The 14,945-nt window shown below is 57.5% G+C and carries 18 protein-coding genes and 1 tRNA gene; all 19 read right to left on the reverse strand.

Going from position 1 to position 14,945, the window contains the following annotated elements; genetic code table 11:
• Positions 1-3: 3 nt before the first annotated feature.
• Positions 4-1,086 carry an AbrB family transcriptional regulator gene (locus ACEQWH_RS00115; protein ID WP_370227116.1) on the reverse strand — a complete coding sequence of 361 codons (1,083 nt, stop codon included), beginning with the start codon at positions 1,084-1,086 and terminating at the stop codon, positions 4-6.
• Positions 1,083-1,640, reverse strand: coding sequence for a GNAT family N-acetyltransferase (locus tag ACEQWH_RS00120; RefSeq protein WP_370227118.1), 558 nt, complete (start codon positions 1,638-1,640; stop codon positions 1,083-1,085). The genes ACEQWH_RS00115 and ACEQWH_RS00120 overlap by 4 nt, the downstream gene beginning before the upstream one ends.
• The gene (locus tag ACEQWH_RS00125; RefSeq protein ID WP_370227120.1) at positions 1,641-2,267 is read right to left on the reverse strand and encodes a DapH/DapD/GlmU-related protein; all 627 of its coding nucleotides are present in this window, start codon (positions 2,265-2,267) and stop codon (positions 1,641-1,643) included.
• Positions 2,264-2,812: a histidine phosphatase family protein gene (locus ACEQWH_RS00130; protein WP_370227122.1), complete on the reverse strand. Its 549-nt coding sequence runs from the start codon at positions 2,810-2,812 to the stop codon at positions 2,264-2,266. The genes ACEQWH_RS00125 and ACEQWH_RS00130 overlap by 4 nt, the downstream gene beginning before the upstream one ends.
• Positions 2,809-3,621 carry a metallophosphoesterase gene (locus tag ACEQWH_RS00135; protein WP_370227123.1) on the reverse strand — a complete coding sequence of 271 codons (813 nt, stop codon included), beginning with the start codon at positions 3,619-3,621 and terminating at the stop codon, positions 2,809-2,811. Before ACEQWH_RS00135 ends, ACEQWH_RS00130 begins: the two co-directional genes overlap by 4 nt.
• The gene (locus ACEQWH_RS00140; RefSeq protein WP_370227125.1) at positions 3,618-4,166 is read right to left on the reverse strand and encodes an AAA family ATPase; all 549 of its coding nucleotides are present in this window, start codon (positions 4,164-4,166) and stop codon (positions 3,618-3,620) included. Before ACEQWH_RS00140 ends, ACEQWH_RS00135 begins: the two co-directional genes overlap by 4 nt.
• Positions 4,163-5,134: a phosphonate ABC transporter, permease protein PhnE gene (gene phnE / locus ACEQWH_RS00145; protein WP_370227127.1), complete on the reverse strand. Its 972-nt coding sequence runs from the start codon at positions 5,132-5,134 to the stop codon at positions 4,163-4,165. Before phnE (ACEQWH_RS00145) ends, ACEQWH_RS00140 begins: the two co-directional genes overlap by 4 nt.
• Entirely contained in the window at positions 5,131-6,078 is a 948-nt protein-coding gene (phnE, locus tag ACEQWH_RS00150; RefSeq protein ID WP_370227129.1) for a phosphonate ABC transporter, permease protein PhnE, read from the reverse strand. The genes phnE (ACEQWH_RS00145) and phnE (ACEQWH_RS00150) overlap by 4 nt, the downstream gene beginning before the upstream one ends.
• Positions 6,079-6,148: 70 nt before the next feature.
• Positions 6,149-7,066, reverse strand: coding sequence for a phosphonate ABC transporter substrate-binding protein (gene phnD / locus ACEQWH_RS00155; protein ID WP_370227132.1), 918 nt, complete (start codon positions 7,064-7,066; stop codon positions 6,149-6,151).
• Positions 7,067-7,108: 42 nt separating this feature from the next.
• Positions 7,109-7,921 (reverse strand): phosphonate ABC transporter ATP-binding protein, encoded by an 813-nt coding sequence (phnC, locus tag ACEQWH_RS00160; RefSeq protein ID WP_370227134.1) that lies wholly within the window; start codon positions 7,919-7,921, stop codon positions 7,109-7,111.
• 82 nt (positions 7,922-8,003) lie between these two features.
• Positions 8,004-9,167, reverse strand: a complete 1,164-nt coding sequence (locus tag ACEQWH_RS00165) for an alpha-D-ribose 1-methylphosphonate 5-triphosphate diphosphatase (RefSeq protein WP_370227136.1) — start codon at positions 9,165-9,167, stop codon at positions 8,004-8,006.
• The gene (locus ACEQWH_RS00170) at positions 9,154-9,873 is read right to left on the reverse strand and encodes a phosphonate C-P lyase system protein PhnL (protein ID WP_370227137.1); all 720 of its coding nucleotides are present in this window, start codon (positions 9,871-9,873) and stop codon (positions 9,154-9,156) included. Before ACEQWH_RS00170 ends, ACEQWH_RS00165 begins: the two co-directional genes overlap by 14 nt.
• On the reverse strand, positions 9,870-10,667 hold the full coding sequence (locus ACEQWH_RS00175) for an ATP-binding cassette domain-containing protein (RefSeq protein ID WP_370227138.1): 798 nt from the start codon (positions 10,665-10,667) through the stop codon (positions 9,870-9,872). Before ACEQWH_RS00175 ends, ACEQWH_RS00170 begins: the two co-directional genes overlap by 4 nt.
• Complete coding sequence (locus ACEQWH_RS00180) at positions 10,664-11,578, reverse strand: alpha-D-ribose 1-methylphosphonate 5-phosphate C-P-lyase PhnJ (RefSeq protein WP_370227140.1); 915 nt, start codon at positions 11,576-11,578, stop codon at positions 10,664-10,666. Before ACEQWH_RS00180 ends, ACEQWH_RS00175 begins: the two co-directional genes overlap by 4 nt.
• A complete protein-coding gene (locus ACEQWH_RS00185; RefSeq protein WP_370227143.1) occupies positions 11,575-12,645 on the reverse strand; it encodes a carbon-phosphorus lyase complex subunit PhnI in 1,071 nt (356 codons plus the stop codon). Before ACEQWH_RS00185 ends, ACEQWH_RS00180 begins: the two co-directional genes overlap by 4 nt.
• The gene (gene phnH / locus ACEQWH_RS00190; protein WP_370227145.1) at positions 12,645-13,181 is read right to left on the reverse strand and encodes a phosphonate C-P lyase system protein PhnH; all 537 of its coding nucleotides are present in this window, start codon (positions 13,179-13,181) and stop codon (positions 12,645-12,647) included. Before phnH ends, ACEQWH_RS00185 begins: the two co-directional genes overlap by 1 nt.
• Positions 13,181-13,588: a phosphonate C-P lyase system protein PhnG gene (locus ACEQWH_RS00195; protein ID WP_370227147.1), complete on the reverse strand. Its 408-nt coding sequence runs from the start codon at positions 13,586-13,588 to the stop codon at positions 13,181-13,183. Before ACEQWH_RS00195 ends, phnH begins: the two co-directional genes overlap by 1 nt.
• The gene (gene phnF, locus ACEQWH_RS00200) at positions 13,578-14,297 is read right to left on the reverse strand and encodes a phosphonate metabolism transcriptional regulator PhnF (protein WP_370227150.1); all 720 of its coding nucleotides are present in this window, start codon (positions 14,295-14,297) and stop codon (positions 13,578-13,580) included. Before phnF ends, ACEQWH_RS00195 begins: the two co-directional genes overlap by 11 nt.
• A gap of 509 nt (positions 14,298-14,806) precedes the next feature.
• Positions 14,807-14,883: transfer RNA gene (locus tag ACEQWH_RS00205), tRNA-Arg, on the reverse strand.
• Positions 14,884-14,945: the final 62 nt, after the last annotated feature.

Here is a 14,945-nt window from a genome sequence, read left to right on the forward strand (position 1 = left end):
AAATCACGAGAGATTTGTCGTGTCGGTGCCCGAAGGTGCCCTGTTCATGGCCTGCGCAAGTCGCGCCAGGACCGTTCCGGCCACGGCCAGCAAAGCGACGATACGAAACAAATGATGTGTTGCAACAAAGCCCACGTCCGCCTGGATTGCGAGAGAGACAAGGCTCATTTCATTCAGCCCGCCGGGCGCGTAGGCCAAGATCAGTTGCGCGGTACTGTATCCGGTAACCAAATGCACGACCCATGCAAAACTTGCCGCCACAGCCATCATGATCGCCGTTGAAATCGCCGATAATCTCAGTGCGTGAGAGACGTCGCTGGGTTGGCTGCCTTTGAACCGACAACCAATAACAACACCCAAGATGATCTGGGCCATGATGACCAAGATAAGTGGGGGGCTGCTGTGGGTGATACCCGTCATATGGGCAGCTGCGCTTAGGACCATCGGTCCGATAAAGGTTGGGGCTGGCAACTTTAACCTCACGCCCAAAGCGCTCCCTAGGGCGGCGCAAAGACCAAGGACCAGCAAATCCAGTAGACCAGCTGGGCTGGAAGAAAGCGGCATCATCCCGTCAACTTCAAAACCCAAGACCAGCCGAAACCAGAACGCGATCGCAGCAATGACCAAGATGATGCGCCAGACATGAGCCAAGATAATCGCTCGTTCATCGCCACCTGTCGCGCGCCCAACTTCGACCATTTCAACCACGCCGCCCGGCATGGCACTAAACAGCGCGGTCACGCGTGACTGGCCGCCAAACCGGTGCAGATAGGCTTGGACAATGAAAGCAGAGACGACAACGCAAAAAACAAGTCCGGCCAGCGACACCGCCCATTGTCCCAAATGATCAAAGGTATCGGGTTTAAACCCCGATCCCAGCATCACTCCAATGATCGCCACCACATAGGGCCGTGCCTTTTCAGGGCCAGATAGGTCCCATTTGAGCAATGTTCCGATCAAGGTGAAGATGATGGCCCCTAGCATCCAAGGCAGCGGTAAGTTCAGGACGAAAAAAAGGGTACCGCCAAGAACTCCAAGCGCGATTGCGCAGACAAGAGATCGATGGTTTTTCAGCTCTTTGATCATGTAGGCAGGTCTATGCGAAACAGCAGTTCTTGACCGTCGCCATGAGCCGCGAGCTTGTCGCGGCGCGCAACCAATTGTCCGCCATTTGCCTCAATGACGCGGATAGAAGCGGTGTTGCCAGGGTCAGCAGTTAGATCAACGGCGGTCAGGCCAACTTGTCTCGCCTCCGGCAAGATTGCGCCAAGCGCCGCGGTTGCCAACCCTTCGCGCCGGCGCCAGGGGACGACTGCATAGCCGATATGGCCAAGGCAGGTCGGTGGGAGTGCATTAGTGCCCTGTTGCCAACGAAGTTCAATGCTGCCGCAAAACCCATCCGCCCAAATCCACCGTCGAAAACTAGGTAAGCGCTTCACGAAACTGCCGTCTGGCAGCTCAATGTTATCGCCGCGCCCTTCTGGATCATCAAGTTTGCCCAGAAAGGCGTTTGGATCTTTGGAAATTGCTTGCAATTCTTCCGACGCAGCCTCGGGGCGCGTCGTCCGTGGCGACCACCCAGTTTCAAGCGCGGCGCGGTAGGGTTCCAGATAGACAAGCGACGGTTTCACGAGACGCATCTAACGATACTTTTCGATGAAAGCGTCAATGTCCAGCGCGCGAATATCGGGCAGCGCGGCCTTGTAGGCGTCATGGCTCCAATCCCAGACGGCGATCTCTTGCAGCGCATCGGCTTGTGCTTCGGTAAAGCGGCGTTTGATAACGCGCGCGGGCACACCACCGACGACGGTGTAGGGATCTACGTCCTTGGTCACGACCGCGCCCGCACCGATCACGGCACCGGTTCCGATGGTCACACCGGCCGTGACTGTCACGCCATGCCCGATCCAAACGTCATGGCCGATCGTCACCCAATCGGCTTTGCGCCATTCGAAAAAGTCGTGGTCATCCTCGCCCAGCCCGTAAGCCTCCGCGCGATAGACCGAATGGTGCTGCACCGCGCGCCAGGTGGGGTGATTGCCGGGGTTGATGCGGGTCGAATTGGCGATGGAACACATCTTACCAATCGTCGTCCACACCACGTGACAATCGCGCGTGATATAAGACCAATCGCCCATAGATCCGGATTTCAGAAGTGTGCCTTTGCCGACTTCTGTCCAAGCCCCCAAGGTGAAATCATCCACCTGCGCGTCGGCGTGGATCGTTGGCTTTTCTGACAAAAGCTTTTTTGAGCCTGCTCCACTCATGAAAACACCTCCAAGTTTAATCGTTCAAAGCGAATAAGCCGCGGCCCTTTCAGGGTGAGCGCGTAAAGATCGGGGTTCGAAAGGCTTTTCCAACCGTCGAACCCAAAAGACGGATCAAGGTCGTGGAACAAGGCTGCAGTCATGCCCCCGTGTGTCGCAAAAACGGGCCGTCCCTGTGCGGCTGAGATGTGGGACAATGCTTCCGTCCAACGCCGCATCAGGTCACGGTGGCTCTCGCCGCCCGGCGCGCAGTGATCCGGATCCTTGAAGGACGCGCGGATATGGTCCTCCCAATCGGGCAAAGGGACTGGCGACAAATGACGCTCGCGCAGGTCCTCAATTGTCGTCATTTCTTGCCCGGAGGAATTCGCATAGGGCGCCAGTGTGTCCATGGCGCGCCGATATGGACTGGAAAAGATCGGGCCTGCTTCAAGGGCTTGGAGCACAGGGATGAGAGCATCAGCTTGTGCGCGGCCTTCGTCACTCAAAGGAGCCTCGCGCGGTTGACCGGAAGATTTCGCGTGACGGATAAGATAGGCTTTCACTTTCGAACCTGCTGATTGGCATCGACATAATTGTCGAAATGAACTGTGGTCTGCTGCGCGTCGCTCAGCACGATGGCCATCTGGGCTGGTCCTGCACGGCGGTGCCTGTTTTCGCGGCGTCCGACATCCTCGACCACCGTCGTGCAGCCGCCCGCAAGTGTTGTGAATGAAATGCCGCGATGAAACGCTGTTGTGGTGCTGTGAACATGGCCGCTGATCACTTGCCGGACATTTCCGTGTTCGACCAACATATCAATGAGCGTATCGGCCTCTCGTAGCAACAGCTCGTCGCCCCATATGCCGAGCTCGCGCGGTGGATGGTGCAAGATCACGATGACAGGCTCACCGTTGGTCGCCTGCAACCATTGCTTGAGCCTCTCAAGCCGCTGCGTGCAGATTTGCCCCCAAGCAGCTCGCGCGCCTCTATAGCCTTCCGGCGCGGGTGCATCCGCGGCGCTGTCCAAGACAATAACATGGGTTCCGTCAATGGAATGGGCGGATTGAACATACCCGTCTTCGTCGCAATGCGCTTTCCCGAAGACACGGCAAAAAGTTTCTCGATCATCGTGGTTTCCCAAGGTCAGCGCGTATCGCAGAGACAAGCCGGCCAGCGCATCCTTGAGCACGTCATATGGTTCAGTGAAGCGCCCGCGATCAACCAAATCGCCTGCAAATACGACGAGGTCCGCGTCAGAATAGGCTGTGTTGATGCGGTCTATCGCAGTCTCAAGCCGCGCCAGGTTATCTGGGTATTTTTGCCCGTCGGCGGGATAGTCAATGTGGATATCGCTCAGCACAACAAGTTTCACGCGAGACTCTCCACAAATTGGTCCACCTCGATCGAGTTGCGGAAATGATGTTTGGGCAGCCGCGTCCCGGCGTAGAACTTGGATTGTTTGCGACGGCTTCCCCGCGCAGTGCGCAGGATGAACCACAAAAAGCCTGGCAACATCGAGAGGCGCTCGTCGCAGCCCTCTGCCATATCCGGTCGCGATGCCCCTCGCCCGCGAATGTTGCGCCGGATCACCCGCCACAGACGCAGCGGCAGCGGCAGATCAAGCCAGATCAGCAGATCCGCGCGCGCCTCTCGAATGGCAAAGGTGCTGGAATTGTTGCCCTCAAACACCCATCCGGGCTTTGCAACGATCCGCTTTACCTGTGCCACTTGATCCGCTTTGCCTCGCTCCACCCAGCCGGGCAGCCAGAACACCTCGCGGTCCATATGGTAGACCGGCAGGTCAAGCGCGGCGCCGATCAAACGCGCCGCCGTGCTTTTGCCCGAGCCGGCGGACCCGATGATTAGAACGCGCTTGGGCAGATCAGCAGGAGGCTTCGGAGCGGCAGTTTGCGTCATTTCGCAAGATCAGCCTTCCCGATGAGCTGTTCGCGCACCACTCCCGAGATCCAGTCGATCAGATACACCATGGCGATGATCAGGAAAATGATCGACCAAGCCTCATCCCAGCGATAGGCGCTGATCCGGTCGTTCAGCAAGAATCCGATGCCGCCCGCCCCAACGATACCTAGGATCGTTCCCGACCGAACGTTGGATTCAAAATTGTAGAGTATGATCGACAGGATGACCGGGTTCACCTGCGGACTGATCGCATAGCGAATTTGCTGCAGGCGCGAACCGCCCGAGGCCTTCACGCCCTCGACTGGTTTTTCGGACGTGTTTTCAATCGCTTCCGAAAAGAGTTTGGCGAAGGTTCCGATTTCACTGACCGCAATGGCCAAAATGCCCGGCAACGGCCCTAAGCCAAAGGCGCGAATGAAAATCAAAGCGAGGATCAGCGTTTCAAACGCTCGAATAACATCATAGCCGCGGCGCGTTGACAGGCGCAGCCAGTTCAGGCGGTTGATGTTCTTTGCGCCAAGGAATGACAAAGGGAAGGCAAAAACAACGCCGAGAACCGTCCCAAGGAAGGCAATAGCAAGCGTTTCGCCTAGGCCGTTCAAGATTTCAGAAAAATCTTCCCAATTGTCCCAGACATGCGGGGGGAACATGAATGCGGCAACGGTTCCAAAGCGCTCGATCCCCACAATCAATCGGCGGATGGGCAGAAGAGCATCGAAGGTCCACGTCTCGTCACGCCGGTTGAACTCATAAAAGGTCTGCCACGGCGCCCATTCGCCGCTGCGCGGATCGAACAACACGATGCGGATGATCTCGAAATCGATCAGGCACCAGACCATGGTGAGTGTGAAGAGCGTCCAGAGAACCCGCCGCCTGATCCGGACGTGAAGCGGCGCTTGAAAGGCGAGTGGCACACGCGCGCGCGCGGCGTCGATGTCAGATTGAGTGATCGTTTGGTCGGTCATGACGGGCGGGCCTCCAACCCGATTACGCGGTGGCGTAGCTTTTCCGAGCCGTAGTCGATGATCATAACAGTCACGAAGATGATGACGAACAGCGCGGACAGTTCGGTGTATTCCTGAAACGACATCGCGGTGCGAAATTCCTGCCCGAGGCCGCCAGCGCCCACATAGCCGATGATCGACGAGGCGCGGACGTTGATCTCGAACCGGAGCAATGTGTAGCTGATGATGTTGGGCATTACCTGTGGCACCGCCCCATACCGGATCTGATCGAACCATGTGCCGCCCGCGGCCTTCACGCCTTCAAGCGGTCCCATATCGATGTTCTCATTCACTTCCGAATACAGTTTGCCCAAGGCGCCAGTGGCGTGCAGCGCGATCGCCAGCACACCTGCGAAAGGACCGACCGAGAAGCAGAACACAAAGATCAAGGCCCACACAAGTTCCGGCACAGTGCGTGCAATTTCAAGGTAACGGCGCGTGATCCACAACACCCATTTGTTGGGCGCAAGGTTGCGCGCCGCGGGGAAAGACAAAACAAAGCCGCCAAACACGCCCAGCACAGTGGCCATAAAGGCAATCAAGATGGTTTCAAGCAGCAGTTTCATCCAGGTGTCAAAGCGCCAGAACCAATCAGCAATATCCGCTGAGAAGCTTTCCCACCGGATCACGGGAATGGTTTTCTCAATGTACTCTGTGAGCCGTGGCAGGCCGGTCGGGATGATCCAACGCCATTCGCGCGATCCATCCGGCATGGTCACTTGGGTGACTTTGAAAAAGTCGCCGAGAAGAGCCGTCAGGTAAAACAGGACCAAAAAAACGGCAGAGCCGATGATCCATGCGCGCCGTGCTTGGCGCCGCTGTTCGGCGAAATCAGATTCGAATTGGGCGATGCTGTCCCGAAACGGGTTTGCGTCCGCCACTGCCTGGTCGCTTATCGCGGTCATGCTCTTTCCTCACAGAAAAGACGAAAAAAGACTGGGGCGCGGACGAAAGCCCGCGCCCCAGAAGATTGGATTAGCTGCCGCGGCGCTGATCTGCGAGCCAGGCGCGCATGTCGACGATCCACTGATAGCGGCTGTGGTCCACACGGGTGAAGCCAACAGACGGGTTGGCGTCATCTGGGTCGAAGGAAGAGTACAGCTTGTAGCCTTCAGGATCAGCTTCTGGGAAACCTTCGATCGCGGCTGTCACGTCCTCGATCAACGCTTCTGGAAGGTTGGAGCGGAAGGTCCAAGGGCCAGACGTGATTTCAGGGCTTTCCCAGATCGTGCAGATCTCGCCGGCCTCGATCATGCCTTTGTTCTCCATCCGAGTGTAGACGGAGTTCTCCGGGTTGTTCATGTAGGTCGCAGCCGTGTCAAATGTGCCGTTGTACACGCCAGAGACGCCTGCTTCGTGCGAGCCGGAGAACGTCACTGTGCCGAAGTGTTCTTCGGGGATGAAGCCTTCGCCATTCACCATGTTGAAATAAGGAACAGCGTAGCCAGAGGTCGAATCCGGGTCCGCAAAAGCATGAACCATGCCAGCCGCATCTTCGAGGCTTTCGATGCCACTGTCACAGCGCGACACGACGATGGAATAATAGCCTGTGGTGCCGTCCTTTTTGAGTGTCGTGAGCGTTGGAACAACACCTCCGTCTGTGGCGGTGTAAGCCGCGGCGTAGGAGGAAGAGCCGAAGCGGCCGATTTCAATCTGGTCCGCGGCCATCGCCTGGATCACGCCATCATAGTTGCCCGCGGTGAAGATTTCGACTTCAACGCCGAGTGTCTCTTCAAGATAAGCGCGCAAAGGTTCGTTGCGCTCCAAGCGGTCCTGTTCATTTTCACCAGACAGAATGCCGAATTTCAGAACGGCGTAGTCTTCTTTCCAGTCTTCCGCGACGGCAGATGTGGCCATCACAGCAGCGATTGCAGTGGTTACAAGGTACTTCATGGTCAGATCCCTCTGAGTTGTTTGGCTGTTGTGGATTTCAGGTTAAACAGGCAAGGAAACCGATTGGGTTGATGTCACGGCTTCATTGAATTCTTTGAGGCCCTCGAGGCCGTAGATGTCGCGCACAACATCATTGGTCAGCTGCTCTGCGACGCCGTCAAAATAGACCCGGCCGCCGCGCATCGCGATGATCCGATCGCAATAGGCGCGCGCCGTATCCAGCGTGTGCAAATTGACCATCACGGTCAGGCCATCTTCTTTGTTGATCGCCTTTAAACCGTCCATGACAAGCGTTGCATTGGCAGGGTCGAGCGACGCGATAGGCTCATCGGCCAGCATAATTTTGGGCTTTTGAACAAGGGCCTTCGCGATGGCGACACGCTGCTGCTGCCCGCCCGAAAGCGTGCCCGCGCGCTGCAAGGCCTGTGGCACGAGGTCGAGCCGATCCAGTGCCTGAATCGCCATGGTCCGCTCTTCGTCGGTGAACTTCATCGCCATTGAGCTGAGCAAGCCATGTTCCGCGAGGCGCCCGATCAAAACATTGGTCAAAACATCAAGCCGATCCACCAAATTGAACTGCTGGAAGATCATGGCGCAGTCTCGGCGCCAATTGCGCAGGGCGGCGCCTTTTAGGGATGTGATTTCGAGGTCCCCAAACGAAATGGACCCCTCGGTGGGGTCGATCAAGCGATTGATAAGACGAAGCATTGTAGACTTGCCGGCACCAGAGCGGCCGATCACGCCCACGAATTGGCCGGGCTCTATTTTGAGTGTGGCGTTGTCGACGGCACGGGTTTCGCCAAATACTTTGGAGACACCGGTTAAGGTCAGAGCGGGAGGGGCAGAATGTGACATGGGCGATTCATCCGAATGAATTTTTCACCTCGACTGTCGCTCTGCTCTGTGACGCCCAAGAGTCTTTTTTGTAAATTATTAATTAAGCTATAGCCGGTGTCTTCAGGGCTGCTGTCACAGTTGGTCCCGCACCGTTCGAGAAGATGACCTCCCCATTGCAATAGGTCTGAACGACCCGGTCGGATGGATCAACGATTGCCAAATCTGCCCGTTGTCCCACCGCGATTTCACCCCGATCGTTGAGGCCCAGCGCGCGGGCTGGGTTGCTGGTTGCCAGCCGCACCGCGCCAGCCAGACCACCCGGGTCTTGCGGGGCCAGCGCACGGATCGCCGGCAAAATTGCAGCCGGGTGATAGTCGGCCGCGATGATATGCAGCAAACCGGCTTTATGAGCTTCGCGCGCCGACAAATTGCCAGAATAGCTCTGTCCTCGCATTGCATTCGGGGCCCCCATGGCAACCATAAGGTGCCGTCTGACCGCCGTTTGCGCAGCCTCCAGCGTGACTGGGAATTCCGAAATAACAGTGCCGATATCCGCCATAAGCTCTGCTTTTTCGATCGTGTCGTCGTCATGGCTGGCCATGGCAACACCGTAGGATTTGCACAAAGAGGCGACGGTCTGGATATTGTCCAAAATCACATCCGCCGCGACCCGGTCACCAATGCGTTTTTCGACATAGGCGCGGGCTTCCGCTTCGCTCAAGCCTCCGCCCATACGATTGGCGATCAGTTTTTCAACATCGCGATACTGACCCTGGCCCGGCGTGTGGTCCATCAAGGACACAAGATCTACGGCACCGGCGGCCAAGAGGCCTTCAAGCGCGTTGATGGCATCGGTGTAGGTTATGTCAAAACGTGCGTGGATTCGATGATCGACACGCAGGCCCTTCTGGTTTTCCTTCAAGGCATGGATGATCGCGCTGGTGTGCGCAAAACTGCGGCGTGCGCCGTCTTTTGCTGAGCGCGAAAAAGACACACCAGCATAGGCCGTTGTCACACCGGCGGCCGCGAGGCGTGCATCCAAATGGTTGACGGCAACGTCCATCGGGAAATCAACCTTCGGGCGCGGCTCAAGTTCCAGCTCGATCATGTCGCCATGCATGTCGATAAAGCCGGGGAACACGGTCAGGCCAGACGCTGGGCCGTCCGTCTCGACGATGTCTGCGATCACGCCACTTTCGACGCGAAGGCCGCCATTTTCGATGATACGATCCGCGAGGACCAGCTTAACATTAGAGAGCCACATCATCTCGCTCCTCGATCGGGAAAGCGTCAGGTGTCAAGTCGATGATACGATCGATCAGGTGTTCCACATCACCGGGGTGGTGGAATACGCCGATCATTGCAGTGCCTTGGTCTTTGAGTTCTTGCAGGCGCGAAACCAGAGCGCCGCGGGCATTGACGTCAAGCGACGCGGTCGGCTCGTCGAGCATCAAGAGTTTCTGGGGCAGGATTAACGCGCGGGCCAGATTGACCTTTTGCTGTTCGCCTCCGGAAAAGGTCGTCGGGTAAGCCGCCCAAAGGTCGGGTTTCACACCAAATGTTTGCAGTGCTTGACGTGCCGCATCCAAAGCCGTCTCAGCGTCCCAACCCGCAAGGCGCAAAGGCTCCGCAACGATGGCTTCGGCGCTGACACGGGGGCGGGCCGTCAGAAACTGTGTCACAAAACCAATTTCGGTCCGCCGCAATTGCGCGACATCCACATCGGCTGCACGTGCGAGGTCGATTTCGCCATAGCTGGAATGAAACCGGATCGTCCCGGCCAAAGGCAAATAAGACCGGTAGAGCGTGCGCAGCAGCGTTGATTTCCCTGCGCCATTTGCCCCTTTCAACAGAACAAATTCACCGGCACTGACACTGAAGGAAATATCATCGAAGGCCGGGATATCTTTTTCAAGATGATGGAGGGAGAAGCCCTTTTTGAGCCCCTCGATTTCGAGGACCTGTGTCATAGTTTCGCGTGCACCAATTGTTGCGTGTAAGGATGTTGGGGGTCTTGGAAAATCTGGTCAGCCAGACCCGTCTCAACAACTTCGCCGCGCCGCATCACCATGACGCGGTCCGCAAGCGTGCGGATAACGCCAAGATCGTGGCTCACGATCACCATTGTGATCTGACGATCTTGTTGCAGACGTTTGAGCGTATCGAGCACAAGCGCCTGTACACTGACATCAAGCCCCGTTGTAGGCTCATCGAGCAGCAAAAGCGCGGGCTCCAACGCGATGGCTTTTGCCAGTTGCACCCGCTGTTGCATACCGCCGGACAATTCGATCGGTGGGGCGTCCAAACGGTCCAGTGGGAACTCTGATGCATCCAGAGCCTCCGTCGCGGCCTGCCGCAAGGTTGCAAAGCTCCGCTCCCCCGCGACCAGCAAACGTTCCGCAACATTGCCAGACGACGAATGCTTCATCAAAAGTCCAAGATGGGGGTTCTGATAAACAATGCCGATCTTGGTGGCACAGAGCATCCTGCGGGCAAAACGGTCAAGGTCGAACAGGTTGCCGGATACATCCGGAAGATCGAGCGTGTAGCGTCCCTGTTCCGGAATTTCTTCAAGGTTCATCATGCGCAAGAGGGTCGATTTGCCCGACCCGCTTTCGCCCACGATGCCCAGCACTTCACCGGGGTAAGCATGGGCGGACACATTCCGCACCGCCTGCACAGACCCGTAGGATTTCGAGACGCCCTTTACGTCTAGTAGCGGTTTCGTCGCGACCAGACGCGGCGCATCAAGTGTGATCGTCATTGCGGCATCTCCCCGTCTTTGTACCAGGTTTCACCGCGGCTCTCGCAGTTCTCATCCCGCGCGCGGATGGTCTTGACGCCCCATTCGCTGTCGGAGACCTCATAAGAAGAGCTTCCGTTATCTTGTGGAATTTCATTCATGAAAAAGCCTTTTGTGCCCGACCGGCTGCAGGTCAAATCGCCGTGCTCTTCGACCTTGTAGGGCACGTCTGAAAACACCAAAGGCTCAACTTTCGTAAAGGGCGGCACAGCGAAAATGCGTTTTTCCCGCCCGGCTGATAGGATCGTTAGGTGTTTGGACATATGCAGCTTGGGAACATCCCACCGCGGAATGGGGGACGGCGTCATAACATGCCGGCCATTCACTAGCGATGGATAGGACGCCCCCTGCATCACCCGGCCTGAGCGCACGATTTGCTCATAAAGCTGCAACCACATCCGCCCGTAATCGGCATCTGCATGCATCTGCCGCGCGATAGACATATTTGGTTGCACGCCGCGCAAAGGTTCAGGATTGGGCACCTGCAGGACCAGAATTTGATCTTCACGCAAGATTTCCTCGGGGATGCGGTGGCGCGATTGGATCAAATCCGCGTCCAGCGTATCCAGCGTGGTCGGCGTTCCGGCCACCCGCGCAATAAAGCGCCGGATCGAGGCCGCATTTACGCTGTCATCCGCGCCTTGGTCGATGACTTTCACCCGCATCTGCGGGTTCACCAAAGTCAGCGAGACCTGCAAGCCACCGGTCCCCCAGCCCCGCGCCATCGGCACTTCGCGACTGGCATAGGGCATCTGGCATCCTGGCACGGCCACGGATTTCAACATCTTGCGGCGCAGCTCGCGTTTGGCGGAGCCATCAAGAAAGCCGTAGCTCATTGCGTCCCAGGCTTTTGTTAGACTTGAGAGACTCATTCGGCGGGCTCCATATCAGAGGATGTTTGCTTCGCTGCCTTTTTCGCCTTTGCATCGCGCATCGCATCAAGCGACGATTGGAAGGTGACGTAGTGGGGCAGTTTGAAGTGAATGCAAAAGCCAGAGCTTTCGACCCCCTCAGTGTGATACAAAAAGAACTCTTCTTCCGTTGCCGAGCCCTTCTCGGCGCCGGAGCTGTTCAGGTCGAGCGTCGCAGCAGAGATGCACTTGACCTCGTTCCAGCCAAAGGTCGCCGCATAACCAATGCCGAGCTTTTCGCCCTTCTTATCCACGACCTCAGCCTGGCTCACCTTCACGCGACCTGCGGAGAACTGGCGCCCGTCCGGGTGGGTGACCGCGATCTCGGCCTGTGCAAGCCGCAACTCATTGACCGTCGGGTGGGCCTGTCCATAGCCGCGCATCGCGGCGTAGCCCAAGGCCAAGACACCGCCCGTTTCGGCGCGGGCAAGACTTTGCAGCGTATGCGCCCGTTTTGATGGGAACAGCAAAGGCTCGCGCGTCAGGTCAGGAATGTCATTTCCGGCGGTGGTATCCGGCTTTGGAGGATCCAACAGGTCATTTTCTGCCTGCCACGCGCTGACGCTGGGCTGATAGGCTGGCGATGGGGTCTGCGCTGGGTCAACCGGCTCCGGGTTGTAGGTTTCGCCCTGCAAAACATCGGTCGCCAGAATGCGGTGCGCATAATCGAGCGTCGGCCCGAGCACCTGACCTCCGGGGATGTCTTTGAAGGCCGCTGAAATGCGGCGGTGCGTGAAAAGCCTGTCCTGCTCGATTGGCGCGGCCACCTGCAAACGCGGCTGAGTAGTACGCCAGGCCCGCAGGAGCAAGACGGCCTCATAAAGCTCGCCCCCCGTCTGTGCCAAGGCAAGTGCTGCGAGGTCTTCGTCATAAAGAGAGGCCTCACCCATGATCCGATCTATCAGATAGGGCATGCTCTGTTTGATCTCATCGACGCGCATGCGGTCTACAGGCCCCATTTCTTCGCGAAACAGACGTTCGGATTGTTCGATGGCGCGCTCGCCCCCGCGTGTTGCCACATATGCCATTAGAGAACCTCCACCTGTGTCGAGCGTGGCACGCCAATGATCTGGCGTCCGTCCAAAAGAAACAGATCAAACCCCATCGGGTACCGCAGGTGCGCCGCGCGCGCGGCCCAGAACCCTTCGGGCAAACCTGCCACGTGCAGTGTTACCGCGCCATCTACACCGGGCCCGGTCAAACGCAGCGCCTGCCCCTCACCAATCCGCGCGCGGACAATGACCGTGGCTCCGTCATCAGGATAGAGGTCGCTGCCGGTAACAACCTTCTCGAGCGCTTCGGGCGATAACATGTCGCCGAAAAATACGTGATCGGCCTCTTGGATATCGGTAAGCGCGGCCCCCGTTCGCATCACGGCTGGCATCAACAATGGATCAGCGGCATGGACCTGGCATTCGCGGTCCAGCAAGGCACCAATGATGCAGGTTTCCCCAGGCTCAGGCAGAACGCGGGTTTGCCCGGGTCGGCTAAGTGCCCAAAGCAGTGCATCATATGCGGCGTTGTCCTGAGCCTCTGATGGGCTTTGAACTGGTGTGGACAGCATCAGAACGTCTCCATGTTCACGCGTGTGGCTTCCACGCGGCGCAAGGTGGCGTCGTCCGCCTCCGCAAGCTTTTTGGCCTCAGCTGCGCAAAAGGCTGAGCAGGCATCGGCGTGGGTGTCGGTTTTGAGGGCCAGATCGACCAGCGCCATAGCCATCGAGGCTTCGAGATCATGCCCGCGCCGCATGCCGTAGCCGATGGCCTCGCCGCTGCGGATATGGGCCTCACTCATCAAGACTTCGCCCAAGTGAAAGGCCACGCCGCCGGCGGTATCGCGCATCGGCAACATCACTAGCCCACTGCGAGACTGCACCACTTCAACCTCGCCCAAATGGGGGATCAAAGTTTCTGCAAACCTCTTGAGCCTCGCATCATCGGCGCGCGCGAGCACGCTCAACTTATCGTCCATCAGACTGCTCCATTGTAAATGTCACCCGCGCTGACGACCATATGACGCGGCTCGTTGAAATCGGCGTTCCGTCGGGCGTGCCATCAACCGCGGTCACCACCAGCACAGGCACGTCAGGGTGTTGTTTGAGCGTACGGGCCTCATCTACTTTCGCAGGGCGCGCGTACATAGAAGTCTGCAGGCGCAGATAGTCTTCTATCCCGAAGGAGCGATATGTTTCAGTCGTAGACCCAAGAAGGTCTCGGCGCTCCGCGAAATCTGGGAAGCGCGCGGCACAGTGAAAGGCGGCGCCGAATGCGACAGGTATCTCATTGGCCAAGGTGATGCGCTGACTTTCAATGACCAGATCACCAGAGTTCAGAAGAAGCGCTTTTGCAATCGCATCGGGCGCGGAAATACGCTTTGCCGACAAAAGTTCGCTTGTCACCTCGACCCCCTGCGGGATCAGGTTGCGCCGCAATCGTGTCCGGCGACCGATCTGGTAGGACAGTCGGGGCGCCTCTGCCACGAAGGTGCCGCGCCCTTGCTCAATGCTGATCTTGCCATCGCGCGCAAGGGCCTCAAGCCCGCGGCGCACGGAGTGCCTCCCAATCTCAAACCTATCCGCAAGTTCCGCTTCGGTAGGCAATTGATCCCCCGTCGCCAAACGCCCGAGGCGAATGTCTTCAGAAAGCGCGTCTCTCACAGTAAGCCAGTTTTTCTGTGTCATCTTGATTCATCCGAATGAATTTTTGGTAGCCCTATTGCATGACATGTAGATGACACGCGCAGAAGAAAATAGGTGAATTGAAAGAGAGGCCGCGCTGACAACGAAGAAGGGCCCGCGGTCCACTTCATTAGACCGACCGATCGGGCGTGGAGGTGCTGAGTGCGAGGCCTGCCGGCATTTGGGGCGTTTTGCTTGAGACCAAACGACCTAGGTATTCCCGTCCAAATGGTTACCTCAGGTATTCGGACGTTAGCATCCTGAATTCGTTCTTGGGACACAAAGGAACAGCCATCTAAAGGTCCGCTTTTGTATTTCAGTTCTCGTCCTTCTGCGTCCGCAGCGAACGTCTCCTTGCCGCCCTTTTTGAAAAGTTGCCAAGGTGCAACACGGTCTAAATCGGGGCCGGAAATTCTCGCCAGTTTGTCTCTGGCGGAAGCTGTGCGGTTCAAAGGTGCGCAGTTTCGACCGCGCTCAGCGCCAAAATGCTATTGTTTTCAGAGTGTTGATGTTGGCGATCCCACGAGGACTCGAACCCCGAACCTGCTGATTAGAAGTCAGCTGCTCTATCCAGTTGAGCTATGGGACCGCTGTGGCCACGTTTACGCGGCTTTGGCATTTGGGTGCAAGGCTATTCAAGACTGCTGGCAT

The organism is Cognatishimia sp. (assembly GCF_964229375.1).
Lineage (GTDB): Bacteria > Pseudomonadota > Alphaproteobacteria > Rhodobacterales > Rhodobacteraceae > Cognatishimia.